Origin of the sequence: Sphingomonas azotifigens NBRC 15497 (genome assembly GCF_002091475.1) — a bacterium.
In the GTDB taxonomy this organism is placed as follows: domain Bacteria; phylum Pseudomonadota; class Alphaproteobacteria; order Sphingomonadales; family Sphingomonadaceae; genus Sphingomonas; species Sphingomonas azotifigens.
This window is the reverse complement of the sequence record NZ_BCTR01000072.1, coordinates 1-22,031: the sequence shown is the minus strand read 5'-3', so window position 1 is coordinate 22,031 and position 22,031 is coordinate 1. Positions and strand designations below refer to the sequence as shown.

The window sequence follows — 22,031 nt, the reverse complement described above, 5'->3', positions numbered from 1 at the left end:
CCCGCAGAGTAGGGGTAGCGCGTGCCAAAAAGAGTACTCGTTGTCGAGGACAACGAATTGAACCTGAAGCTGTTCTGCGACCTGTTGCGCGCGCACGGCTATGAGGCCGAGCCCGTGCGCGACGGGCGTGAAGCCGTGCCCGCGGCGCGGCGCTTCGGGCCCGATCTGGTGATCATGGATGTGCAGCTGCCGCACGTTACCGGCTTCGAGCTGATCGGCCAGATGCAGGCCGATCCGGTGCTCGGCCGAATCCCGATCATGGCGGTGACCGCCTATTCGAGCCATGAGGACGAGGAGCGGATCCGCGCGGCGGGCGCGCGCTCCTATGTCGCCAAGCCGATCTCGCTGGCCCGCTTCATCGAGCAGGTCGAGAAGCTGATGGCTGCGCTGGACGGCGACGATGCAGCGAAAACGCCGGACCCTGGCGAGGATCCGGCGCGATAAGATCGAACGGTGCGGGCGCGGGCCGCCGCGCCCGGCAGCGTTACTTGATCTTCGCTTCCTTGAAGTCGACATGCTTGCGCACGACCGGATCATACTTGCGGAAGCTCAGCTTCTCGGTCTGGGTGCGCGGATTCTTCTTGGTGACATAGAAGAAGCCCGTATCCGCCGTGCTGACGAGCTTGATCTTTACGGTGGTCGGCTTTGCCATGACCCGGAACCCTTGATTCGTGCGAAAAGAAAAGAGCGGCGCGCCATGGGCACACCGCTGACAGGGGGGAGCGGATGCGCGAATCGTCCGTGAAAGTCAAGTGTGTTGGCGTCGAGATGCCAAAGGCGACGCATCGAATCTATCGATCAAGCTGATCGGGTTAATCCTAGGGTATGGCTGTTCCCTCCTTGGAACCCGATCCTATATCCCGATCGTTAGGGCACCGAATCGATTGCCTTCAGGAGGAACCCCATGGCTGAAAATCCCGCACTCGCGACGCCGACCGACCTCAATCGCAACGACACCAAGAGCGTTGCCGATGCCCTGAACAGCGCGCTGGCCGACTGCTTCACGCTCTATTTCAAGACCAAGAACTTCCACTGGCACGTCTCGGGCCCGCACTTCCGCGACTATCACCTGCTGCTCGACGACCAGGCCGCGCAGATCCTGGGCGTGACCGATGCCATTGCCGAGCGCGTGCGCAAGACCGGCAACACCACGCTGCGCTCGATCGGCGACATTGCCCGCCGCCAGACCCTGTCGGACAATGACGCGGAATTCGTGGCACCGGGCGACATGCTCGCCGAGCTGCGCGACGACAATCTCAAGCTGGTCGAAAGCTTCCGCGCGGTGAAGGAAGCGGCCGAGGAGGCCAAGGACAATGCCACCAGCGGCATCGTCGACGAATGGACAGACCAGGCCGAAGAGCGCGCCTGGTTCCTGTTCGAGGCCAGCCGCAAGGGCTGAACCGAAACTCGGCCGGCGCGCTCCGCGAGCGCGCCGGCCTGCTGCCTAGTAGCGGATCGCCGCTTACTTGATGGCGGCGAGGTCGGTTTCGACCTTCTTCAGCATCTCGTCGGTCAGCGCGCCCTGCGAGAAGGGCTGCACCGCCCGCAGGCTCATCGACTTGAACTGGTCAAGCGCGGGGTGCGACGACAGGCCCGGAATATCGGTGTCGAGCACCGCCTTGGCCTTTGCATCGGCGATCAGCGTCTCGATCGGCGTGTCGAGCGTGAACTTGCCCGCGGCGGCCGGTGCGGTCGCGGCGGCCGGTGCGGCTGCGGGCGCCGGGGTCTGCTGCGCCATCGCGGCGGGGCTGAGCACGGCGGCGGCAAGCGCGCCTGCGACAAGAAGCTTCATCGGAAAGGCTCTCCCTGATCGGGCGCGCTATGCGCCCGCACCGGCAGGCTAGTGCCGGATTGCGGCAGATTTGCGAATCGTCTCGGGCGGCACGCCGTCGATCGTCAGCAGCCACAGGTCTGGCACCGCGCCGATGCGCAGCGGCACCCCGCTGGTGCCGATTCCCGCGGTGACCAGCACGTCCCGCCCGGGCTCTCGAATCAGCCCGCAGACATAGCGCAGGCCCAGGGCTGATTCGGCGGTGAGCGGGCCGATCAGCGGCGGCACGATCTGGCCGCAATGGGTGTGGCCCGCGAGCAGCAGCGGATAGTTGGGCAGGAACGGTACGACATCGGGGGTATGGCTCAGCACCAGCGTCGGCCCCGGCAGTGCCCGCGCCGCCTGGTCCAGCAGATGGCCGCGAAACTTGCGGTGGTACAGGTCGTCGGCGCCGGCAATGGTGAGCGGGCCCCGCCGAACCGCGCTGTTGCGCAGCAGCGTGATCCCGCGCCGGGCGAGCCAGGGCGGCAGGTCCGTCGTGCCGTCATCGGAATAGTCATGGTTGCCGAGCACGGCGACGACGCCGTAGCGCGCGCGCAGCCCGGCCAGCGGCGCGGTGGCTTCGGCGGCATCGTACGTGCGGGTCGAGAGCGTGCGCTCCTGCTCGAAGTCGCCGGCGATCAGCACCAGATCCGGCTGGAGCGCATTCACCTGCGCGACGATTCGCGCGAGCCGCGACGGCGGCGTTTCCGGTCCGGCGGCATGCAGGTCGCTCAGCAGCACCACCCGCATCGGCGGGGCACCCGCGGGCCAGTCGCGCATATGGACGGTGAGCCGGCGAACGACGGGATCGCGCATTGCGGTGAACAGGCCCAGGCCGATCAGGGCGAAGGCAAGCAGCACGAGCAGGAGGAGGAAGCGCTTCATCGCCGTGACCTGTACGGCAAGGACGCAGAGTCGCGAACCCTTGTTTGCTGCAATGCGGTAGATCGACAAGTCCGTCGGTGGGACGGCTTGATCGATGGCCCTCGATCAAGCTAGCACGCCGGCATCGACAGAGTGGCAACTAGGGTTCCGGACGGCATCGTCGCTGGACCGAGCGTTGCAGAGACCGCAGGCAGCCCTGCGGCTGCACCCCAGGGATAGAAGCCCAGAGGCGGAGACGTCGAGATCAACCGGCGCGTCCGCGCCAAAGGGGGTCCCGTGACGCTTGCCTCGCTGCTTCTCATCGTCCTGGCATCGGTAATCCATGCCAGCTGGAACCTGCTGGCCAAACGCGCGGCTTCGGCCGGGGCCGCCTTCGTCTTCGCCTATAATCTCGTCGCCTGCGTCGGCTACGCGCCGTGGGTGCTGTACCTCCTCGTCACCGGGGCGATCGGCTGGACGGCCTGGGGGATCGGCTTCGTGCTGCTCAGCAGCCTGCTCCATCTCGCCTACAGCCTGTGCCTTCAGCGCGGCTACCAGGTGGCCGATCTCTCGGTGGTGTATCCGGTGGCGCGCGGCACCGGGCCGATGCTGTCCTCGATCGGCGCGATCCTGCTGCTGGGCGAGGCGCCGACCGGCCGCCGCCTGCTCGGCCTCGCGCTGGTGGTGATCGGGATCGGCCTGATTGCGACCCGCGGCGACCTTTCCGCCTTCCGCCGGGCGGAGGGGCAGGCCGGGGTCCGCTGGGGCACGGCGACCGGCGGGCTGATCGCTGCCTATACGGTCGTCGATGCCTATACGGTAAAGGCACTCGGCATCACACCGATCCTGCTCGACTGGTTCTCGAACCTGGTGCGCTTCTGCCTGCTCGCGCCGATCGTGGGCGCCAATCCGCACCGGGCGATCGCCGCCATGCGGGGCTATTGGGGGCTCGCCATCGGCGTGGGGCTGTTGTCGCCCCTGTCGTACATCCTGGTGCTGGCGGCGCTGCAGCGCGGCGCACCGCTCAGTCTGGTCGCACCGATGCGCGAGATGTCGATGATGGTGGGCGCCCTGCTGGCCATGGTGATCCTGCGGGAGGCGGTCGGCATCTGGCGACTGGTGGGATGCGGCGTACTGATCGCCGGCGTGATCGCACTGGCCGGTGGTTAGGCGCAGGTCTGCTCTCCGATGGACGGCGAAAATCGGGTGGGAGTTGAACCCCCTAGCGCCATTCCATGCCCGCCCCCATCTGTGTCCGCATGCGCGCTTTCGCCGACCTGCTCGACCGGCTGATCTACACCCGCTCGCGCAACGCCAAGCTCCGCCTGATCGGCGGGTATCTCCGTGCGACTCCCGATCCTGATCGCGGCTGGGCGATGGCGGCGCTGACCGGCGCACTCGACCTGCCGGCGGTGAAGCCCGCGCTGCTCCGCGCGATGATCGAGGCGCGCGTCGACCCGGTGCTGTACGGGATGAGCCGCGATTTCGTCGGCGACTCGGCCGAGACGATCGCGCTGCTCTGGCCGGAGCCGGCAGTTCCCCCGCCCGAGAGCACGCCGCTGACACTGTCGAACGTGGTCTCGACGCTGGGCGCGCTCTCGCGTTCGGATGCGCCGGCCGTGCTCGCCGCGATGCTCGACCGGCTGGAGGCCGACGAGCGCTATGCGCTGCTCAAGCTGGCCACCGGGGCGCTGCGCGTCGGCATCTCCGCGCGGCTCGCCAAGACAGCGCTGGCGCAGGCGTTCGGGCTCGACGTCGAGGCGGTGGAGGAAGTGTGGCACGGGCTGCACCCGCCTTATGCCCGGCTGTTCGACTGGGCGGAGGGCCGCGCCGAGCAGCCGCGCGCGGAGGATGTGCCGGTGTTCCGCCCGTTCATGCTCGCACATCCGCTGGAAGAGACGCAGGTCAGCCTCGCCGACTATGCGGCGGAATGGAAATGGGACGGCATCCGCGTCCAGCTCGTCCATGCCGGGGGCGAAACGCGGCTCTACAGCCGGGCCGGCGACGACATCACCCGCAGCTTTCCGGAAGTGGCCGCGGCGTTCGCCACCCCCGGCGTGCTCGACGGCGAGTTGCTGGTCCGCGGCGAGGTGCAGGGGGGCGAGGCGGGCAGCTTCAACGCGCTGCAGCAGCGGCTGGGGCGCAAGCTGGTCTCGGCCAAGACGCTGGCGGAGTTCCCGGCGTTCGTCCGGCTCTATGATGTGCTGTTCGTCGGTGCCGAGGATGTGCGGGCGCTGCCCTGGCACGCCCGCCGTGCCCGGCTGGAAGCGTTCGTGCCCGGGCTCGATCCGGGCCGCTTCGACCTCTCTGCGGTGATCGACGCGGCCGATTTTGCCGCGCTCGAGGAGATCCGCGCCGGTGCGCGCGACGCGGCGATCGAGGGGGTGATGCTCAAGCGGCGCGATTCGCCCTATGTCGCGGGTCGACGGGTGGGTCTGTGGTACAAGTGGAAGCGCGATCCGCTCACCGCCGATTGCGTGCTGATGTATGCCCAGCGCGGCTCCGGCAAGCGCAGCAGCTTCTATTCGGACTTCACCTTCGGCGCCTGGACCGAGAGCGGCGAACTGCTGCCCGTCGGCAAGGCCTATTTCGGCTTTACCGACGAGGAGCTGAAATGGCTCGACCGGCATGTGCGCACCCACACGGTCAACCGCTTCGGACCGGTGCGCGAGACCGACAAGTCGCTGGTGCTCGAAGTGGCGTTCGATTCGATCCACGAATCGAAGCGCCACAAATCCGGCCTGGCGATGCGCTTCCCGCGGATCGCCCGGATCCGCACCGACAAGCCGGCGGCCGAGGCGGACACCATCGCCGGGCTGCGGCGGCTGGTGACCTGATCCTCGATACCGTGATCCGGACGCACGACGACACGGCCTCGCGCGTCGCGGGGAATTTTGCCCGCCCTATAGGTTGACGCCGCGTGCGGCGGTGGCACGCTGCAGGCGGTCATGCGGAGGGCGGCGATGGGGTGGCGGGCGATCGGTGCGGCAGTGGTGATGGCGGCGCTCGCCGGCGGCGCCGCGCCGGCACCCCAGGCCACGCCGCAGCCGGTGCGCGGCCCTGCCTGGCGGGCGCCCGGCGGGGGGCGCCAGCTGCCGCTGTGGCCCGGCACCCCGCCCAATGCCGGCGACGTTCGCGGCCCGGCGGAGCACACCGAGATTTCGGTAAACCCGAAGCGCTTCGACGGGCGCCCGGTGACCGGCGTGTTCGACGTCGCCACGCCCACGCTCAGCATCTATCCGGCAAAGCGCCCCGGCAAGGGCGCGGCCGTGCTCGTCTTCCCCGGCGGCGGCTTCAAGCTGCTGGTGATGGACCTGGAGGGTACCGAGGCGTGCGACTGGATGACGGCGCGGGGCATCACCTGCGCGGTGGTCAAGTACCGCGTGCCGAACAGCAACCATCACTATGATGCGTCGTGCGATTGCGCCGTGGAGCCGCCGCACCCCACCGCCTTGCAGGACGCGCAGCGGGCGATTCGCCTGCTCCGGGCCCGCGCCGCCGAACTGCACGTCGATCCGGGCAAGATCGGCGTGCTCGGCTTTTCAGCCGGCGGCTATCTGGTGGTGCAGACGAGCAACATCACCCAGCCTGCCTATGCGCCGGTCGATGCGATCGATCGCGTCAGCAGCCGCCCCGATTTCGCGGTGCCGCTCTATCCTGGCCATCTCTGCCGCAAGGGCGATACGCTCGATCCCGGCATCCACGTGACCAAGGCGACGCCGCCGACCTTCCTGGTGCAGGCCTGGGACGACCCGGTCGACGAGATCTGCAACAGTACGGTCTATGCCCGGGCGCTCGATTCGGCGGGCGTGCCGGCGGAGGTGCATCTGTTCGGCAGCGGCGGCCACGCCTTTGCGCTGCGCGCAACCGGGCACGGCGTGGATCGCTGGACGGAATTGCTGGAAACCTGGCTAGGTGAGCGGGGCCTGCTCTAGGGCGGCCTCCAAAAGGGGAGGCAGTGCCGACAGCGACTCGATCGTCGCCGGCGGCGCTGGCAAGGTCTCGGGCCAGCGAATGGCACGGCGGAACCAGATCGCGCCCATGCCGGCGGCCATCGCCCCGCGCACATCTGCCTCCGGATGATCGCCGACGAACACGCATCGCTCCGGGGATACCCCCAGCCGTTCCGTCGCGCGATGGAACAGCCGGGGATCGGGCTTGCGCAGCTGCTCGGCCTCGGAAATCAGGATGGCATCGAAGGCGGCGCGGATGCCGAGCGCATCGATGGTGCGGTGCTGGAACGCCGTAGCGCCGTTGCTGATGATGCCCAGCCGCAGCCCCCGCGCGCGCAGCGCCGGCAGCAGCGCGGCGACTCCGTCCATGGGCCGGACATGGTCGCGGAAGCCTGCGGCATAGTCGGCGGCCAACATGTCGGCATCCCGCCCCGTGATGCCCAGCGCTGCGAGCAGGCGGGGATAGAGCAACGGCTTGGCGAGGCTGCCATGCGCATCGAGCGCCAGGAACTGCGCGACAAAGGCATGCTGCGCGACATGGCCGGGAAACCACCGCCGATGCTGGTCGAGGAGAAAGCTGCGGAGCGACGCGGCGCGGTCGTGCAGCGTCTCGTCGAGATCGAACAGGATCGCCGCGATCATCGCCGGCCCCGCATGCCCGAAAAACGAATCACGCCCCGAACAAAAAGGCCGGGCGTTTCCACCCGGCCTCTTCGATTCGCATTACCCGTTCGGGTTACTGCTGCGGCGTGAGGTTCACCGCCGCGTACTTGCCGCGACGATCGACCTCCAGCTCGAACTCGAGCCGGTCGCCTTCGTTGAGCGTCGGCATGCCGGCCCGCTCAACCGCAGAGATATGCACGAACGCATCGGGCTGGCCGTCATCGCGCTGGATGAAGCCGAAGCCCTTCATCGCGTTGAAGAACTTGACCGTGCCGGTCGCCTTCTCGCCGGTCAGCTGGCGCTGCGGGCCGCCACGCGGCGCACCGCGATCGCCGCCGAAGCCGCCTGCACCCTGCTCGCGCGGGGCGCGCTCGACGACTTCCATCGGCTCGCCGTCGATCTTCAGCGTGGTCGCCGAGATGCGGCCACCGCGATCGACGAGCGTGAAGCCGAGCGGCTGGCCTTCCGCCAGCGCGGTCAGGCCCGCCTGCTCGACGGCCGAGATGTGCACGAACACGTCTTCGCCGCCGTCATCGCGAACGATGAAGCCGAAGCCCTTCTGCGCGTTGAAGAACTTCACCACGCCAGTGCCTTCGCCGATCACCTGCGGGGGCATGCCGCCACCGCCGCCGCCGCGGAAACCACCGCCGCCGCCGCCGAAGCCGCCACCGCCGCTGCGGAAGCCGCCGCCGCCACCGCCGAAGCCGCCACCGCCGCCGCCGAAGCCGCCGCGACCACCGCCACCAAAGCCGCCGCGATCTTCGAAGCCGCCGCCGAAGCCGCCGCCGAAGTTATCGTCGCCGAAACCATCGCGCTTGTCCCTGCCGCGCCCACCGCGCTCGCCGCGACGTCCTCTATCGAAACTCATGCCCTGTTCGTCTTCCCGGTTCGCCCTCAAACAACCAATTAAAACCGAGCGCCGGACGAAAAACGCAGGTCTTCCGGCACTAACGTAGTGCCACAGAAAACCTCATACCCCAAAAAAACAGGGCGCGCGAACGAAAATCGCGCGCAGATCCGGTTTGCGGCAGGAAAGTGTCCGCCGCGCAACGCTGGGCAAGTTGGCGACCGCGCGCGCCAACGATTGCAATCGCGCTTGGATCCAACGCGCGACGCCTCTACCTGCTCCAAACGAGAATTGCAAAGCCGCGCAGGTGCGGCAAAGCATTGAGGTGTAGCGCCAACCCCGCTACGCGAACGCGATGACCGTCCATTTCCACGAAGAAGATCTGCCTGAGGGCGTGTTCGCGCCCGGCGCTGCCATCGCCGTCGATACCGAGACGATGGGTCTCGTCACCCCGCGCGACCGCCTCTGCCTCGTCCAGCTGTCGGACGGATCGGGTGACGAGCATCTGGTCCGTTTCGGCCCGCAGTCCAACTATGCCGCGCCGAACCTGCGCGCGGTGCTGGCCGATCCCGAGCGCCTGAAGCTCTATCACTTCGCCCGATTCGATCTGGCGGCGATTCGCTTCTATCTCGGCGTCACTGCCGGCCCGGTCTATTGCACCAAGATCGCCTCCCGGCTGGTGCGCACCTATACCGATCGCCATGGCCTCAAGGACCTGGCGCGCGAGCTGGTCGGCGCCGAGATCTCGAAGCAGCAGCAATCGTCCGACTGGGGCGGGCCCGAGCTCTCCGACGCGCAGCGCGACTATGCCGCGTCCGACGTGCGCTTCCTCCACGCGATGAAGGTGGAGCTCGACAAGCGGCTGGAGCGCGAAGGCCGGATGGAGATGGCGCAGGCCTGTTTCGACTTCCTGCCCTGGCGCGCCGAGCTCGACATCGCCGGCTGGCCCGAGGTGGATATCTTCGCCCATGCGTGATCGCGCGGCGGATCGAGTGGTTGCCTCAGCCGTTCGGGCTCCCCACAAGGGAGCCTATGTCTGAGATCGCCGCCCGATTGACCACGCAGCGCCGCGCCTGGGCCCATCCCGGGAGCAGCCATGATCGCGCCGTGCGCCTCGCGCTGGTGCTGCTGCCGATCCTGATCGGCGCGCTTGCCGCCTTCCTGGTGAGCGCGCCCTTGTTCATGGGCGGCGACGTCAGCTTCGTGCTCGACAAGAAGAAGGTGGCGATGTCGCCGCAGCGGCTGCTGACCGCTGCCGCCGACTATCGCGGCGAGGATGCGAAGGGGCGCCAGTTCGAGCTGCATGCCGGCTCGGCGGTGCAGCGCAGCTCGGCCGAGCCGGTGGTGCAGCTGAACCAGCTGAGCGCCCGGCTGAACCTGACCGACGGCCCGGCCACCCTGGTCGCCAACAAGGGCCGCTATCTGCTCAACACCGACCAGATGCTGATCGACGGGCCGATTCGCTTCCAGACGAGCGATGGCTATATTCTCAACACCAACGACGCGACGATCGATCTGAAGACGCGCCAGCTGGAAAGCGGCGGCGCCGTGACCGGCGACACGCCGACCGGCACCTTCCGCGCCGATCGGCTGCGCGCCGACCTCGACAAGCGACTGATCTCGCTCGACGGCAATGCGCACTTGCGGATGACGCCGAAGCCGGCAAGGAGGCCCTGATGACCCGCGCTCTCGCTCCGCTCGCCCTCGGGCTGCCGCTGCTGTTCGCCGCCGTGCCCGCGCTTGCGCAGGCCCGCCACGATTCGAATGCTCCGATCGACGTCGCTTCGGACAGTATTCAACTGGATGACAAGGCGAACCGCGCGATCTTGACCGGCAACGTGGTGATAAAGCAATCGGATATGACGCTGCGCGCAGCGCGCGTTACGGTGGCGTATTCCGGGAATGCATTGGGTGGCTCGCCCCAGGCCTCGCGTCTGGATGCCACGGGCGGCGTGACGGTGACGCGGCCGAATCAGACCGCGCGCTCCAGCTATGCGGTGTACGATGTCGACCGCCGGATCATCACGATGATCGGCAATGTCACGCTGCAGCAGGCGGGCTCGAACACCGCCAATGCTGCCGGCCCGCGGCTGACGATCAACCTCGACACCAGCCGCGCCACCTTCGGCGGCGCGCCGTCGGGTCCGGTGACGCAGAATTCGGGTGGTCGCGTGACCGGCCGCTTCTCCGTTCCCAACCGCGACGCGCCGAAGCAATAAGCCGGGGCGATGCCACGGGTCGCCGTGCAAAGCCTTTTCTTCGCGCGCGTTATCATGCAGGCTCCTTGCCGAGCGCCCACGCGACCGGCGGGACCATAACAGCGTTTACCTTGCAGGAGCCGTCATGACCGACGTCGCCATCGCCGCCCCCGAAAGCTCCGCCCCGGATCCCGTGCCGCTGCCCGATCGCGGTCTCGCGGTTGTGTCGATCGCCAAGTCCTACGACAAGCGCGCGGTCCTGACCGACGTGTCGGTATCGGTCGGGCGCGGCGAAGTGGTGGGCCTGCTCGGCCCGAACGGCGCCGGCAAGACCACCTGCTTCTACTCGGTGATGGGTCTGGTAAAGCCCGACAGCGGCCGCATCATGCTCGACGGCGAGGATATCACCCGCCTGCCCATGTATCGCCGCGCGATCCTGGGGCTCGGCTATCTGCCGCAGGAAACCTCGATCTTCCGCGGCCTTAGCGTCGAGAAGAACATCGCCGCGGTGCTCGAGCTTGCCGAGCCGGATCGCGATGCCCGCCAGGCGCGGCTGGAGGAACTGCTCGACGAATTCGGCCTCACCCGGCTGCGCACCTCGCCCGCGATGGCGCTGTCGGGCGGCGAGCGGCGCCGGGCGGAGATCGCCCGCGCACTGGCGGCCAACCCGACGATCATCCTGCTCGACGAGCCGTTCGCCGGCATCGACCCGATCTCGATCGCCGACATTCGCGACCTGGTGAAGCAGCTCAAGCAGCGCGGCATCGGCGTGCTGATCACCGATCACAATGTCCGCGAGACGCTCGAAATCGTCGATCGCGGCTATATCATTTATGACGGCCGGGTGTTGTTCGCCGGTTCGCCCGACGATCTGGTGCGCGACGAGAATGTTCGTCGCCTGTATCTCGGCGAAAGCTTCTCGCTCTAATGGCATGAGTCTCGCGCCTCGCCTCGATCTGCGCCAGTCGCAATCGCTGGTGATGACGCCGCAGCTCCAGCAGGCGATCAAGCTGCTGGCGTTGTCGAACCTCGAGATCGAGACCTTCATCGCCGAGGAACTGGAGCGCAACCCGCTGCTCGATTCGCAGGGCGGGGACGACGGCCCGCCCGATCCGGCAGCGGACGCCGACGAGGCGTTCGAGCCGCGGGACGGACCGGCCGATGCCAGCGAACTGATCCTCGGCGGCGGCGAGGCGGCGGGCGAGGCGGCGCTCGATGTCGACCTCGCGGCCGAGGCGTTCCACCATGATTCGCCCAGCGATGCGATCGGCGGCCTCGATGGCGGGCTGGGCATGAGCGGCACCGGTGCCGGCGGATCGGAGGACGGCCCCGATCTCGACAATCTCGGCAGCGAGGACCTCAGTCTCGCCGATCATCTGCTGGCACAGGCCGGTGCCAGCGTCGCCGGGCCCGACCTGTTCATCGCCCAGCACCTGATCGACCAGATCGACGAGTGCGGCTACGTTACCGTGCCCCTGCGCGAGATCGCCGATCGGTTGGGCGTGCCGCTGGCGCGCGTCGAGGCGGTGCTGGCGGTGATCCAGACCTTCGATCCCACCGGCGTCGGCGCGCGCGATCTCGCCGAATGCCTCGCGCTCCAAGCCAAGGAGGCCGATCGCTACGATCCGTGCATGGCGCGGCTGATCGACAATCTCGAGCTGGTCGCCCGCGGCGATCTCGGCCGGCTGCGGCGGATCTGCAATGTCGACGACGAGGATCTCGCCGACATGATCCGCGAGCTGCGCAACTACGATCCCAAGCCCGGTTGTCGCTATGGCGGCGATCCGGTGCCGGCGGTGACGCCCGACATCTTCGTCGCGCGGCGCGGCGCGGGCTGGGCGGTGGAGATCAACGCGGCAACGCTGCCGCGTCTGCTGGTCAACCGCGCCTATTATGCCGAGGTCTCGTCGGGCAAGCAGGACAAGGCGAGCAAGGCCTGGCTGACCGACATGCTCGCCAGCGCCAACTGGCTGGTCAAGGCGCTCGACCAGCGGCAGCGCACGATCATCAAGGTGGCGAGCGAGATCGTGAAGCAGCAGGAAGGCTTCTTCCTGAAGGGCGTGGCGCATCTCCGCCCGCTGACGCTGCGCCAGGTGGCCGACGCGATCGAGATGCACGAATCGACCGTCAGCCGGGTGACCAGCAACAAATATCTGAGCTGCGCGCGCGGTCTCTTTGAATTGAAATATTTCTTCACTAGCGCGATCCAGTCGGCCGATGGCGGCGAGGCGGTTTCGGCCGAGGCGGTGAAGAGCGCGATCAAGACTCTGATCGCGGCGGAGGATCCCAAGAAGATCCTGTCCGACGACACGCTGGTCGAGCTGCTCAACGCCAAGGGATTCGACATCGCGCGCCGAACGGTGGCCAAGTACCGCGAGGCGATGGGGATCGGCAGTTCGGTGCAGCGCCGACGCCAGAAGGCACTCGAAGGAGCGGGTTGATGCGGCGGTTCTGGGGGGTGGTGGCGGCGCTTGCTGCGATGCTGGCATGTGCGCCGGCGATGGCGCAGCCAAGCCTCACGGTGATGAGCCTCAACATCCGCATGCCGAGCGCCGACGACGGCGCGAACCTGTGGGAGAAGCGCCGTGCGCTCACCTTCGCGACGATTCGCGCGGCGGACCCCGACCTGATCGGCACGCAGGAACTGTTCCAGCGCCAGGGCGATGACGTCGTCAAGGCGCTGCCGCAATATCGCTGGTTCGGCACCGATCGCTATGGCGGCCATGCCAATGAGCATATGGGCATCTTCTACCGGCACGACCGGCTGCGCATCGTCGAACAGGGGCAGTTCTGGCTGTCCGAGACGCCCGACAAGCCTGGCAGCATGAGCTGGGGCACCGATCTGCCGCGCATGGTCAACTGGGCGACGTTTCAGACGAAAGATGGCCGCAAGTTCCGCCTGTACGACACCCATTTTCCGCACCGCGACCAAGACGAAGGCGCGCGGGAGCAGGCGGCGAAGCTATTGGCGGCGCGGATCGCCGAAGGGCCGAAGGACCTGCCGGTGATCCTGACCGGCGATTTCAACACGATCGACAGCTCGGGTGCGCACCGCGTGCTGACCGCGACGCTGGCGGATGCTTGGCTGGCGCGGCCGGACCACCAGGGCCCGGCCTTCACCTTCCACGGCTTCACCGGCAAGGGCGACAGCCGCATCGACTGGATCCTGACGCGCGGGTTCCTTGTGGAGCACATCGCGACGGTCGATACGCACCAGGGCGCGGTGTACCCGAGCGACCATTATCCGGTGGTGGCGCGGCTGCGCTTCGCCCACTGACCCCGGTCAGTTCCCCGGGCGCAGGCCGCCTTCCATCAGCATCATCGTGATGCTGCCCATGTCGGTATATTGCAGCACGCCGGCCAGCGTGCCGACCACATTGGGGTCCTGCGCCAGGTCCATCAGCGCGGCGCGGCCGAGCGCGGTGAAGCTGTTCTGGATCGCACCGGGGTCGCGCTTGATGCGCTCCATCGCCTCGACGCGGCAGTCGCGGGTGACGAGGCGGGTGATCAGCTGGCCGGCCTGCTGGCTGGCCTGGACGCGGCGGCCTTCGTCCAGCTTGACCATGTCGCGCACCGCGGCGCTCTGTGACACGGCGGCATAGACCCAGCGGATCAGCACGTCGCGATCGGCGCGGCTGGTGCGGGCGCGCAGGCACTCGCCGAACGGGTCGCGCGTCTGGGCCTGGGCGGCGGCGGGGGCGAGGAACGAAGCGAAGGCCGCAGCGGCGGCGAGGAGCGGGCGAATCGTCATGGGCTGTCGGTAGAAGCAGATCGCGGCACTTCTGGGACGTACTGCTACGCACCGTCCAAGATGCGTTCCCCTCCCGCTTGCGGGAGGGGCTAGGGGAGGGGGTGACGTGGAGGCTGTTGCCACGCCGGTGGGTGCGCGACCAGCCCCTCCCCCGACCCCTCCCGCAAGCGGAAGGGGAGCGCAAAATCTCGACGTTACAGCGCGATCAGCACCTCGTTCCGCCGCAGCGGGCCGGGAATGAAGGGCGAGTTGTAGAAGGCATATTCCACCGCGCCGCCGTTGATCCCCTTGGCCGCGAGCCAGCTGCGCAGCTCGGCCTCGCGCTTGGCAAGCGCCGCGTCGTCGGGCGAGCCGGCGAAGCGCAGCACCGCCACCCGCCGTGCCGGTCGGGTCGCCAGGTCGACATTGTCGGACGGCTTGGGCAGCGTCGCCAGCGTGAACTTGGACGGCATCACGAACTGCGTCCGCCAGCTATCGTCTTGCTTGCTGCTCAGCACCGGCGCGGTCATCGCGATCTTCTCGCCGCCGCTGCCGCCATTGTCGCCGCGGCGCTTGGCGAAGATGTAATCCGCAATGCGCGAGAAGCCGGCGTTCAGCGCCGCCTCGCGAGTACCGATCGCGCGGGTTTCGGCGACCACCAGCTCGGGATAGTCGCGAATCTCGAAGGCGCCGTCCTTCTCGACCAGCGTGAAGGGCGGCTGCTCGCTCGCCTTCTCGAACGCGTAATAGGCCGCGGCACCCGCAATCACCGCGCCGCCGAGAAGCCCGCCCACCCAGGCCCAGGTCCTGCCCTTCGCCATCATCGAAACTCCCTCAATCGTCTTCGTCCTCGAACCCGGCGAGATCGAGCGCACGGGCGCGTATCTGCCGGAGCCGGCACCAATGTACCAGCGCATCCTCACGGCCATGTGTCACCCACACTTCGCGCGGGGCCAGTTCCTCGATGGTGCGGGTCAGCTCGTCCCAATCGGCATGGTCGGAGAGGATCAGCGGCAGCTCGACATTGCGCTGGCGGGCACGCTGGCGGACGCGCATCCAGCCGCTCGCCATCGCGGTGATCGGATCGGGCAGCCGCCGCGACCAGCGATCGTTGAGCGCGCCCGGCGGGCAGAGGATGATCCGCCCCTCCAGCTCCTTCTTCGCGACGCCGGTGGCCGGGCGAAGCTCGCCCAGCGCCACGCCGTGCGCGATATAGAGGTCGCACAGCGCCTGGAGCGCGCCGTGCAGGTAAATGGGATCGTCGAACCCCATGCCACGCAGTTCGGCGATCACCCGCTGCGCCTTGCCCAGCGCATAGGCGCCGACCAGCACGCAGCGCTCGGGCTCGGTGCGCAGCGCGGTCAGCAGCTTGTCGATCTCGTCGGTGGTCTCGGGGTGTCTAAACACCGGCAGGCCGAAGGTCGCCTCGGTGATGAACACGTCGCACTTCACCGGCTGGAAGGGCGTGCAGGTCGGGTCCGGCCGGCGCTTGTAATCGCCCGAGACGACGATGCGCTCGCCGGCATGATCGAGCACCACCTGCGCCGAGCCGAGCACATGGCCGGCGGGGACGAAGCCGACGTCGATCGGGCCGAGCTTGATGCTCTCGCCATAGTCCACCGGCCGCCCATTCTGCGGGCCATAGCGCGCCGCCATGATCGCCAGCGTGCCCGGCGTCGCCCATACTTCGCCATGCCCGCCGCGGGCGTGATCGGCATGGCCATGGGTGATGATCGCCCGCGCGACCGGCTTGGACGGATCGATCCACGCATCCGCGTCCGGAAGGTAGATCCCGCAAGGATCGGGGGTGAGCCAGCTGCCGAGCGCCATGCCCGCCGATATGGGATCGCCGCCCCCGATTGCGAGGCGTGCAACTGCCCATTTTGCTTTCGTTTCGTGGTCCGAATCCCTATATCCTCGGCATGGCAGACACTCCGAAGACGAACGATCCCAACGCGAACGAATACGGCGCAGATTCCATCAAGGTTCTCAAGGGCCTCGACGCGGTCCGCAAGCGCCCCGGCATGTATATCGGCGACACCGACGACGGTTCGGGCCTCCACCACATGGTGTTCGAGGTTTCCGACAATGCGATCGACGAGGCGCTGGCCGGGCATTGCGACCTGATCCAGATCACGCTCAACGCCGACGGATCGGTTTCGGTCGAGGATAACGGCCGCGGCATTCCGACCGGTATCCACTCCGAAGAAGGCGTGTCCGCCGCCGAAGTGATCATGACCCAGCTCCACGCGGGCGGCAAGTTCGAGAACACCTCGGACAGCAATGCCTACAAGGTCTCGGGCGGTCTGCACGGCGTGGGCGTGTCGGTCGTCAACGCGCTCAGCGAGTGGCTGGACCTCAACATCTGGCGCGACGGCGAAGAGCATTACATGCGCTTCCGCCACGGCGATGCCGAGGCACCGCTCAAGGTGATCGGCCCGGCCAACGGCAAGAAGGGCACGCGCGTGACCTTCCTCGCCAGCCCGGAAACGTTCAAGATCACGGAGTACGACTTCGAGAAGCTCGAGCATCGCTACCGCGAGCTCGCCTTCCTCAATTCGGGCGTGCGGCTGTTCCTGCGCGATGCGCGGCACGAGGAAGTGAAGGAAGTCGAGCTGTTCTACGAGGGCGGCATCGCCGCGTTCGTGAAGTATCTTGATCGCAACAAGGTCGCGCTGATGCCCGATCCGGTGGCGATCAGCGGCACCCGCGACGACGTGACGATCGACGTCGCGCTGGAGTGGAACGACAGCTATTACGAAAACGTCCTCTGCTTCACCAACAACATCCCGCAGCGCGACGGCGGCACCCACCTCGCGGCGTTCCGCGCCGCGCTGACCCGCACGCTCAACGGCTATGCCGACAAGTCGGGGATGCTGAAGAAGGAGAAGGTCAGCCTCACCGGCGACGACATGCGCGAGGGGCTCACCGCGATCGTCTCGGTCAAGCTGCCGGACCCCAAGTTCAGCAGCCAGACCAAGGACAAGCTGGTCTCCTCCGAAGTCCGCCAGCCGCTCGAAAGCCTGATGGCCGACAAGCTGGCCGAGTGGCTGGAGGAGAACCCCGCGGTCGCCAAGCAGATCATCCAGAAGGTGATCGACGCCGCCGCCGCGCGCGAGGCCGCCAAGCGTGCCCGCGAGCTCACCCGCCGCAAGGGCGTGATGGACATCGCCAGCCTGCCCGGCAAACTCGCCGACTGCCAGGAGCGCGATCCCGCCAAGTCCGAACTCTTCTTCGTCGAGGGTGACTCGGCCGGCGGATCGGCCAAGCAGGGCCGCGACCGCCACTTCCAGGCGATCCTGCCGTTGCGCGGCAAGATCCTCAATGTCGAGCGCGCGCGCTTCGACCGGATGCTCGCCAGCCGCGAAATCGGCACGATCATCACCGCGCTCGGCACCGGCATCCGCGACGATTTCAATATCGAGAAGCTGCGCTACCACAAGATCGTCATCATGACCGACGCAGACGTCGACGGCGCGCACATCCGCACGCTGCTGCTCACCTTCTTCTACCGCCAGATGCCCGAGATCATCACCAACGGGCACCTCTATATCGCCCAGCCGCCGCTCTATAAGGCGACCAAGGGCCGCTCCGAGGTGTATCTGAAGGATGATGCCGCGCTCGACCAGTATCTGGTCGATGCCGGCGTGGGCGGCACGGTGCTCGACACCAATGGCAGCCAGCGCTCGGGCGAGGACCTGCGCACGCTGGTCGAGCATGCCCGCCGCATGCGCACCCTCATGCGCTACGTGCCCCGCCGCTACGATCCGATGATCATCGAATCACTGGCGCTGGGCGGCGCGCTCGATCCGTCGGTGAGCCGCGAGCAGCATGCCGAGGAACTGAAGACGGTCGTCGCCCGGCTCAACGCCGCCGACACCGAAGCCCGGTGGAGCGCGCGCATCACCGAGGATGGCGGCTATCATTTCGAGCGGCTGTGGCGCGGGGTCACCGACCACCACATCGTCGAGGCCAGCTTCCTCGTCTCGGCCGAGGCACGCAAGCTCCACACGCTGGCGAGCGAGCAGGCGGCGGCCTATCTCACCCCGTCGAAGCTCGTCTCGAACAAGGGCCTGGCGACCGAGGTGGATGCGCCGGTGCCGGAAGAGGAAGCGCCGGTCGCGGTGGGCAAGGGCGAGAGCCTGGTGTCGCGCCCCTCGCAGCTGCTCGACGCGATCCTCGCCTTCGGGCGCAAGGGCCTGGCGATCCAGCGCTACAAGGGTCTCGGCGAGATGAACGCGGAGCAGCTGTGGGAGACCACGCTCGATCCGCAGAACCGCTCGATGCTGCAGGTGGCGATCGACCAGGCCGACGTGGCCGACGCGATCTTCACCCAGCTGATGGGCGACGTGGTCGAACCGCGCCGCGACTTCATCCAGGAGAATGCGCTCAGCGTAGCGAATCTGGACGTTTGATCGGGCGCGCGGCTGGCAGTCCTCGCGAGGGGTTTTCTTACCCGCGAGGGGGCAGTTGAAGTCGGTTTCGGCTTTTACTCGCCCCCTCGCAGTGTTCGCGGGGGCGGCTCGATCGCTCCTGTTGTTAGCGATCCGGGCCGTAGAAGCGTAAAGCGGGATGGCTATCACGCCACAGTTGCGGACATCCCTCTGCCAGTTCAAACAGGCATCATGAGCGCGAATAAGGCTGTTGGGATCGCCACCGTGGTCATGGTTCTTTGCGCGTGGGCTTACATTGCGCTCTCGAGAGAACCGCGTTTGCCAACCAGTATCGCGAACGGCCGATATTCGAATGGCTGTTGCGGCACGATTTTTTTGCACGACGGTGTGATGACCGTTGCAAATCAGCGTGTTGATTACATCATCGAGCGGGATAAGGCGGGACCGTACGTTCTGCCGACGGCATATGTTGGAGCGTCAGTGCATGCCGTCGTGGTTAAGTTTGATGCTTACCCGCTGAAGCTACGTCTCGATGATGCAGCTCATCCTCACCAATTAGAATTGCTTGATGATGCTGCGGATGGCGTACGGTATTCCTTTACACGGGTGAACGGCAGCTAACCACTCGCTTTCAGTCCACTGTGGTCCATGCGAACCGGGCGTCCTTCCCCTCTCCCGCCTGCGGGAGAGGGAGGGAGCCGCAGTCAGGCGGCGGAAGGGTGAGGGTGTGTGGGGAGAATGCGGTCCTTCCCTTCGCCCGACTCACCCTCACCCCGGCCCTCTCCCGCACGCGGGAGAACTGCGGCCGCGTCAATCGGAAAGCCGCTCGGCGAGCGCCGCGATGCCGTCCCCTTCGAAGCGATTTGCCGCCGCGCCGTCGATGTGCACCGGATGATCGAGGATCAGCACGGCATGCGCCCGATGGTCCTCATCCAGCGCGCGCCATGCCCGCACCGCCTCGCCGAGATTGGTGACCTCGGCGATGTCCCCCCCGCCGCGCACGACATTCTCCAGCGCCGCGCTCATCGTCCAGTCGATCGGCGGGTTCCGGGCATCATCGCCCCAGCGTGCTTCGGTCATGCGCGCGCCTCCTGGTCGAGGTCCTTCTCGCTGATCACGATGATCGGCCGGTCGGGGCCGTTGGCAAGCGCGGCGAGGGCGGCCTGCGTGATCGGATCACGATAGCGGCGGAAGCTTTCCTCGACATCGCCGTCGGGCTGGCTGCCGCTCAGCGCCTCGATCACGCTGTACTGCACCGCGAACTGATAGTCCTCGCCGTCGACCCGGCCGCCGAACTCCACCTGCCTATCGTCGAGATTGTCGAACAGGGTGGTGTCGTCGATTTCCAGCTGCTGTGCGGCCATTTCAAATCCTCCGTCGCTCGGGGACCGAAACCGCACGAGCATCGGCGCGGTTCCGCGCGGCGGGTCGCTGCGCCTCGCGCAAAAAGCTGATCCAAACCGCGTCGGCGTGCGTATAGGAGGGGAAACCCGTTACGCTCAGGAGTTGCCATGCCTACCGTACTCATCACCGGCGCCACCGCCGGGATCGGCGAAGCTTCGGTCCGCGCCTTTGCCGATGCCGGCTGGCATGTCGTGGCGACCGGCCGCCGCGCCGATCGGCTTGCGACGCTCGCCGGCGAGCGCGTCCACACCCTCGCCTTCGACATCCGCGACGAAGCCGCGCGCGATGCGGCACTCGACAGCCTGCCCGCGCCCTTTTCCGAGATCGACCTGCTGATCAACAATGCCGGCCTCGCGCTCGGGCTGGAGCCCGCCTTCAAGGCGTCGCTCGACAATTGGCGGACGATGATCGACACCAACGTCACCGCTTTGGTCTCGATCACTCACAAGCTGCTGCCGGGGCTGGTCGCGCGCAAGGGCGGGATCATCAACCTGTCGTCGGTGGCGGCGACCTATCCGTACCCGGGCGGCAATGTGTACGGTGCGACCAAGGCGTTCGTCCGCCAGTTCACGCTCAACCTGCGCGCCGACCTGATCGGCACCGGCGTGCGCGTCACCTCGATCGAGCCGGGGATGGTCGAGACCGAGTTCACCCTGGTGCGCACCGGCAGCCAGGAAGCCTCGGACAAGGTCTATGCCGGCGTCAACCCGATGACGGCCGAGGACATTGCCGAGACGATGCTGTGGGTGGCGACGCTGCCGCCGCACTTCGCGGTTAACATGCTGGAGCTGATGCCGGTCAACCAGGCGAACGGCCCGTTCGCGGTGCATCGCGAAGGCTGAGCGGAGCGCCGAGGGCCATCGCAGCGTTGCACCGGTCATGAGCCTTGCCCCCCGCCTCCGCAGCGACCCTCCGCCCGCCGGCCTGCGCCGGATGCGGATGGTCGCAACCGGCCTGTTGCTGGCGATGGCGGCGCTGTTCCTCGCCGCCCGCCATTTCCAGGGCCTGCATCCGGCGCTGCCCTTCGTCCGCGCCTTTGCCGAGGCGGCGATGGTCGGCGGGCTGGCGGACTGGTTCGCGGTAACCGCGCTGTTCCGTCACCCGCTCCATTTGCCCATTCCCCACACTGCGATCATCCCGCGCAACAAGGATCGGATCGCCGAGACGCTCGGCCAGTTCCTTCGCGCCAACTTCCTGATCCCGCGCGTGGTCGCGCGGCGGATGCAGCGGCTCGACGTGGCGGGCGCGGCCGGGCGCTGGCTGGCCGCGCCGTCGCACGGCACCGGCCGCATCGGCGCGGGTGCGTCGCGGCTGGCGGCGAACATCCTCGAATCGCTCGATCAGGAGCGGCTGGGCGGCATGGTGAAGGGCGCGATTGCCGGCCGCCTGCGCGCGATCGACGTCGCGCCCTTGTTCGGCCAGGCGCTGGCGGCGGCGATCGCCAATGGCCGCCATTTGCCGTTGCTCGATTCGATGACGCGCGGCGCGGCGCGCATCCTAGAGGCGAACGAGCATCTGATCCGCGAGATGGTCCATGCCCGCGCCGGCGCGGTGATGCGCTGGACCGGGCTCGACGAGACGCTCGCGACCAAGATCATCGAGGGGTTGAAGAAGCTGATCGACGAGATGGCGGAGAACCCCGAGCATCCCGTCCGCGCCAAGATCGAGGAAGGGCTGGAGAGCCTTGCCGATCGCCTCCAGCACGATCCCGAGCTGCAGGCGAAGGTGGAGATCTTCAAGCTGGAGATGCTGGAGAACGAAGGTTTCCAGCGCTGGGTGGAAGGGCTGTGGGAGCAGAGCCGCGCGGCGATGCTGCGGCTGGCGCGCGATCCCGAGCGGGCGCTGGGCGGCCGGATGGGCGAGGCGCTGCGCCAGTTCGGCGGGACGCTGCAGACCGACGCCAAACTCGCCCAGACGATCAACCGGTTCGTGCGGCGCTCGGCAGTGGGGGCGGCGTCGGACTATGGCGACGGCATCGTCCGGCTGGTCTCGGACACGATCCGCGGCTGGGATGCGCAGACCGTCACCTCGCGGCTGGAAAACGCGGTGGGGCGCGATCTGCAATATATCCGGATCAACGGCACGGTGGTCGGCGGGCTGGTCGGCGTCGCGATCCACGCGGTGGATGTGGTGCTGCGCTAAGCCCCTCCCCTTTAGGGGAGGGG

25 protein-coding genes are annotated in these 22,031 nt (G+C 67.6%); 15 read left to right on the top strand and 10 right to left on the bottom strand.

What is annotated here, in order from left to right; genetic code table 11:
* The first annotated feature begins 21 nt into the window (after positions 1-21).
* Entirely contained in the window at positions 22-444 is a 423-nt protein-coding gene (locus SAZ01S_RS20435; RefSeq protein WP_084584099.1) for a response regulator, read from the top strand.
* A gap of 40 nt (positions 445-484) precedes the next feature.
* Here the strand turns inward: SAZ01S_RS20435 and rpmG are convergent, their stop codons facing one another.
* A complete protein-coding gene (gene rpmG, locus SAZ01S_RS20430; RefSeq protein WP_010125625.1) occupies positions 485-652 on the bottom strand; it encodes a 50S ribosomal protein L33 in 168 nt (55 codons plus the stop codon).
* Between the two features lie 252 nt (positions 653-904).
* Between rpmG and SAZ01S_RS20425 the strand changes: the two genes are divergently transcribed.
* On the top strand, positions 905-1,399 hold the full coding sequence (locus tag SAZ01S_RS20425; RefSeq protein WP_084584098.1) for a Dps family protein: 495 nt from the start codon (positions 905-907) through the stop codon (positions 1,397-1,399).
* A gap of 63 nt (positions 1,400-1,462) precedes the next feature.
* Here SAZ01S_RS20425 and SAZ01S_RS20420 read toward each other — a convergent pair whose 3' ends face one another.
* Together SAZ01S_RS20420 and SAZ01S_RS20415 are read right to left on the bottom strand one after the other, a co-directional pair.
* On the bottom strand, positions 1,463-1,792 hold the full coding sequence (locus tag SAZ01S_RS20420) for a hypothetical protein (RefSeq protein ID WP_084584097.1): 330 nt from the start codon (positions 1,790-1,792) through the stop codon (positions 1,463-1,465).
* A gap of 48 nt (positions 1,793-1,840) precedes the next feature.
* A complete protein-coding gene (locus SAZ01S_RS20415) occupies positions 1,841-2,698 on the bottom strand; it encodes a metallophosphoesterase (RefSeq protein ID WP_084584096.1) in 858 nt (285 codons plus the stop codon).
* Positions 2,699-2,974: 276 nt separating this feature from the next.
* Between SAZ01S_RS20415 and SAZ01S_RS20410 the strand changes: the two genes are divergently transcribed.
* The 3 genes from SAZ01S_RS20410 to SAZ01S_RS20400 all read left to right on the top strand — a co-directional run bounded on the left by SAZ01S_RS20410 (position 2,975) and on the right by SAZ01S_RS20400 (position 6,612).
* Complete coding sequence (locus SAZ01S_RS20410) at positions 2,975-3,847, top strand: DMT family transporter (RefSeq protein WP_084584095.1); 873 nt, start codon at positions 2,975-2,977, stop codon at positions 3,845-3,847.
* 89 nt (positions 3,848-3,936) lie between these two features.
* Positions 3,937-5,514, top strand: coding sequence for a cisplatin damage response ATP-dependent DNA ligase (locus tag SAZ01S_RS20405; protein WP_084584094.1), 1,578 nt, complete (start codon positions 3,937-3,939; stop codon positions 5,512-5,514).
* 111 nt (positions 5,515-5,625) lie between these two features.
* Positions 5,626-6,612 (top strand): alpha/beta hydrolase, encoded by a 987-nt coding sequence (locus SAZ01S_RS20400; RefSeq protein ID WP_218018137.1) that lies wholly within the window; start codon positions 5,626-5,628, stop codon positions 6,610-6,612.
* Here the strand turns inward: SAZ01S_RS20400 and SAZ01S_RS20395 are convergent.
* A complete protein-coding gene (locus SAZ01S_RS20395) occupies positions 6,589-7,272 on the bottom strand; it encodes an HAD family hydrolase (protein ID WP_084584093.1) in 684 nt (227 codons plus the stop codon). The genes SAZ01S_RS20400 and SAZ01S_RS20395 overlap by 24 nt on opposite strands.
* 94 nt (positions 7,273-7,366) lie before the next feature.
* Positions 7,367-8,161 carry a cold-shock protein gene (locus SAZ01S_RS24630; RefSeq protein ID WP_084584092.1) on the bottom strand — a complete coding sequence of 265 codons (795 nt, stop codon included), beginning with the start codon at positions 8,159-8,161 and terminating at the stop codon, positions 7,367-7,369.
* A gap of 334 nt (positions 8,162-8,495) precedes the next feature.
* Between SAZ01S_RS24630 and SAZ01S_RS20385 the strand changes: the two genes are divergently transcribed.
* From SAZ01S_RS20385 to SAZ01S_RS20360, 6 genes are all read left to right on the top strand, one after another.
* On the top strand, positions 8,496-9,116 hold the full coding sequence (locus tag SAZ01S_RS20385) for a ribonuclease D (RefSeq protein ID WP_084584091.1): 621 nt from the start codon (positions 8,496-8,498) through the stop codon (positions 9,114-9,116).
* Between the two features lie 56 nt (positions 9,117-9,172).
* Entirely contained in the window at positions 9,173-9,817 is a 645-nt protein-coding gene (gene lptC, locus SAZ01S_RS20380) for an LPS export ABC transporter periplasmic protein LptC (RefSeq protein WP_084584090.1), read from the top strand.
* Positions 9,817-10,359 (top strand): LptA/OstA family protein, encoded by a 543-nt coding sequence (locus SAZ01S_RS20375; RefSeq protein ID WP_084584089.1) that lies wholly within the window; start codon positions 9,817-9,819, stop codon positions 10,357-10,359. Before lptC ends, SAZ01S_RS20375 begins: the two co-directional genes overlap by 1 nt.
* 124 nt (positions 10,360-10,483) lie before the next feature.
* Positions 10,484-11,266 carry an LPS export ABC transporter ATP-binding protein gene (gene lptB, locus SAZ01S_RS20370; protein ID WP_084584088.1) on the top strand — a complete coding sequence of 261 codons (783 nt, stop codon included), beginning with the start codon at positions 10,484-10,486 and terminating at the stop codon, positions 11,264-11,266.
* Positions 11,267-11,270: 4 nt separating this feature from the next.
* Positions 11,271-12,779 (top strand): RNA polymerase factor sigma-54, encoded by a 1,509-nt coding sequence (gene rpoN / locus SAZ01S_RS20365; protein ID WP_084584087.1) that lies wholly within the window; start codon positions 11,271-11,273, stop codon positions 12,777-12,779.
* Positions 12,779-13,615, top strand: coding sequence for an endonuclease/exonuclease/phosphatase family protein (locus SAZ01S_RS20360; RefSeq protein WP_084584086.1), 837 nt, complete (start codon positions 12,779-12,781; stop codon positions 13,613-13,615). The genes rpoN and SAZ01S_RS20360 overlap by 1 nt, the downstream gene beginning before the upstream one ends.
* Before the next feature lie 6 nt (positions 13,616-13,621).
* Here the strand turns inward: SAZ01S_RS20360 and SAZ01S_RS20355 are convergent, their stop codons facing one another.
* The 3 genes from SAZ01S_RS20355 to SAZ01S_RS20345 form a co-directional block, all read right to left on the bottom strand.
* Positions 13,622-14,089 carry a hypothetical protein gene (locus tag SAZ01S_RS20355; protein WP_084584085.1) on the bottom strand — a complete coding sequence of 156 codons (468 nt, stop codon included), beginning with the start codon at positions 14,087-14,089 and terminating at the stop codon, positions 13,622-13,624.
* A gap of 194 nt (positions 14,090-14,283) precedes the next feature.
* Positions 14,284-14,892: an SOUL family heme-binding protein gene (locus SAZ01S_RS20350; RefSeq protein ID WP_245825066.1), complete on the bottom strand. Its 609-nt coding sequence runs from the start codon at positions 14,890-14,892 to the stop codon at positions 14,284-14,286.
* Positions 14,893-14,902: 10 nt separating this feature from the next.
* Entirely contained in the window at positions 14,903-15,898 is a 996-nt protein-coding gene (locus tag SAZ01S_RS20345; RefSeq protein ID WP_084584084.1) for a ligase-associated DNA damage response exonuclease, read from the bottom strand.
* A 92-nt stretch (positions 15,899-15,990) separates the two neighbouring features.
* Here SAZ01S_RS20345 and gyrB point away from each other — a divergent pair, with 92 nt between their 5' ends.
* Positions 15,991-18,483 carry a DNA topoisomerase (ATP-hydrolyzing) subunit B gene (gyrB, locus tag SAZ01S_RS20340; RefSeq protein WP_084584083.1) on the top strand — a complete coding sequence of 831 codons (2,493 nt, stop codon included), beginning with the start codon at positions 15,991-15,993 and terminating at the stop codon, positions 18,481-18,483.
* Positions 18,484-18,693: 210 nt separating this feature from the next.
* Positions 18,694-19,083: a hypothetical protein gene (locus tag SAZ01S_RS23835; protein ID WP_139810174.1), complete on the top strand. Its 390-nt coding sequence runs from the start codon at positions 18,694-18,696 to the stop codon at positions 19,081-19,083.
* Positions 19,084-19,272: 189 nt separating this feature from the next.
* Here SAZ01S_RS23835 and SAZ01S_RS20335 read toward each other — a convergent pair whose 3' ends face one another.
* The gene (locus SAZ01S_RS20335; RefSeq protein WP_084584082.1) at positions 19,273-19,542 is read right to left on the bottom strand and encodes a hypothetical protein; all 270 of its coding nucleotides are present in this window, start codon (positions 19,540-19,542) and stop codon (positions 19,273-19,275) included.
* On the bottom strand, positions 19,539-19,826 hold the full coding sequence (locus SAZ01S_RS20330; RefSeq protein WP_084584081.1) for a DUF1488 family protein: 288 nt from the start codon (positions 19,824-19,826) through the stop codon (positions 19,539-19,541). The genes SAZ01S_RS20335 and SAZ01S_RS20330 overlap by 4 nt, the downstream gene beginning before the upstream one ends.
* A gap of 147 nt (positions 19,827-19,973) precedes the next feature.
* On the opposite strand from SAZ01S_RS20330, the gene SAZ01S_RS20325 reads away from it, so the two are divergent.
* Together SAZ01S_RS20325 and SAZ01S_RS20320 are read left to right on the top strand one after the other, a co-directional pair.
* Positions 19,974-20,708: an SDR family NAD(P)-dependent oxidoreductase gene (locus SAZ01S_RS20325; RefSeq protein ID WP_084584080.1), complete on the top strand. Its 735-nt coding sequence runs from the start codon at positions 19,974-19,976 to the stop codon at positions 20,706-20,708.
* 37 nt (positions 20,709-20,745) lie between these two features.
* Positions 20,746-22,008: a DUF445 domain-containing protein gene (locus SAZ01S_RS20320; RefSeq protein ID WP_245825064.1), complete on the top strand. Its 1,263-nt coding sequence runs from the start codon at positions 20,746-20,748 to the stop codon at positions 22,006-22,008.
* Positions 22,009-22,031: the final 23 nt, after the last annotated feature.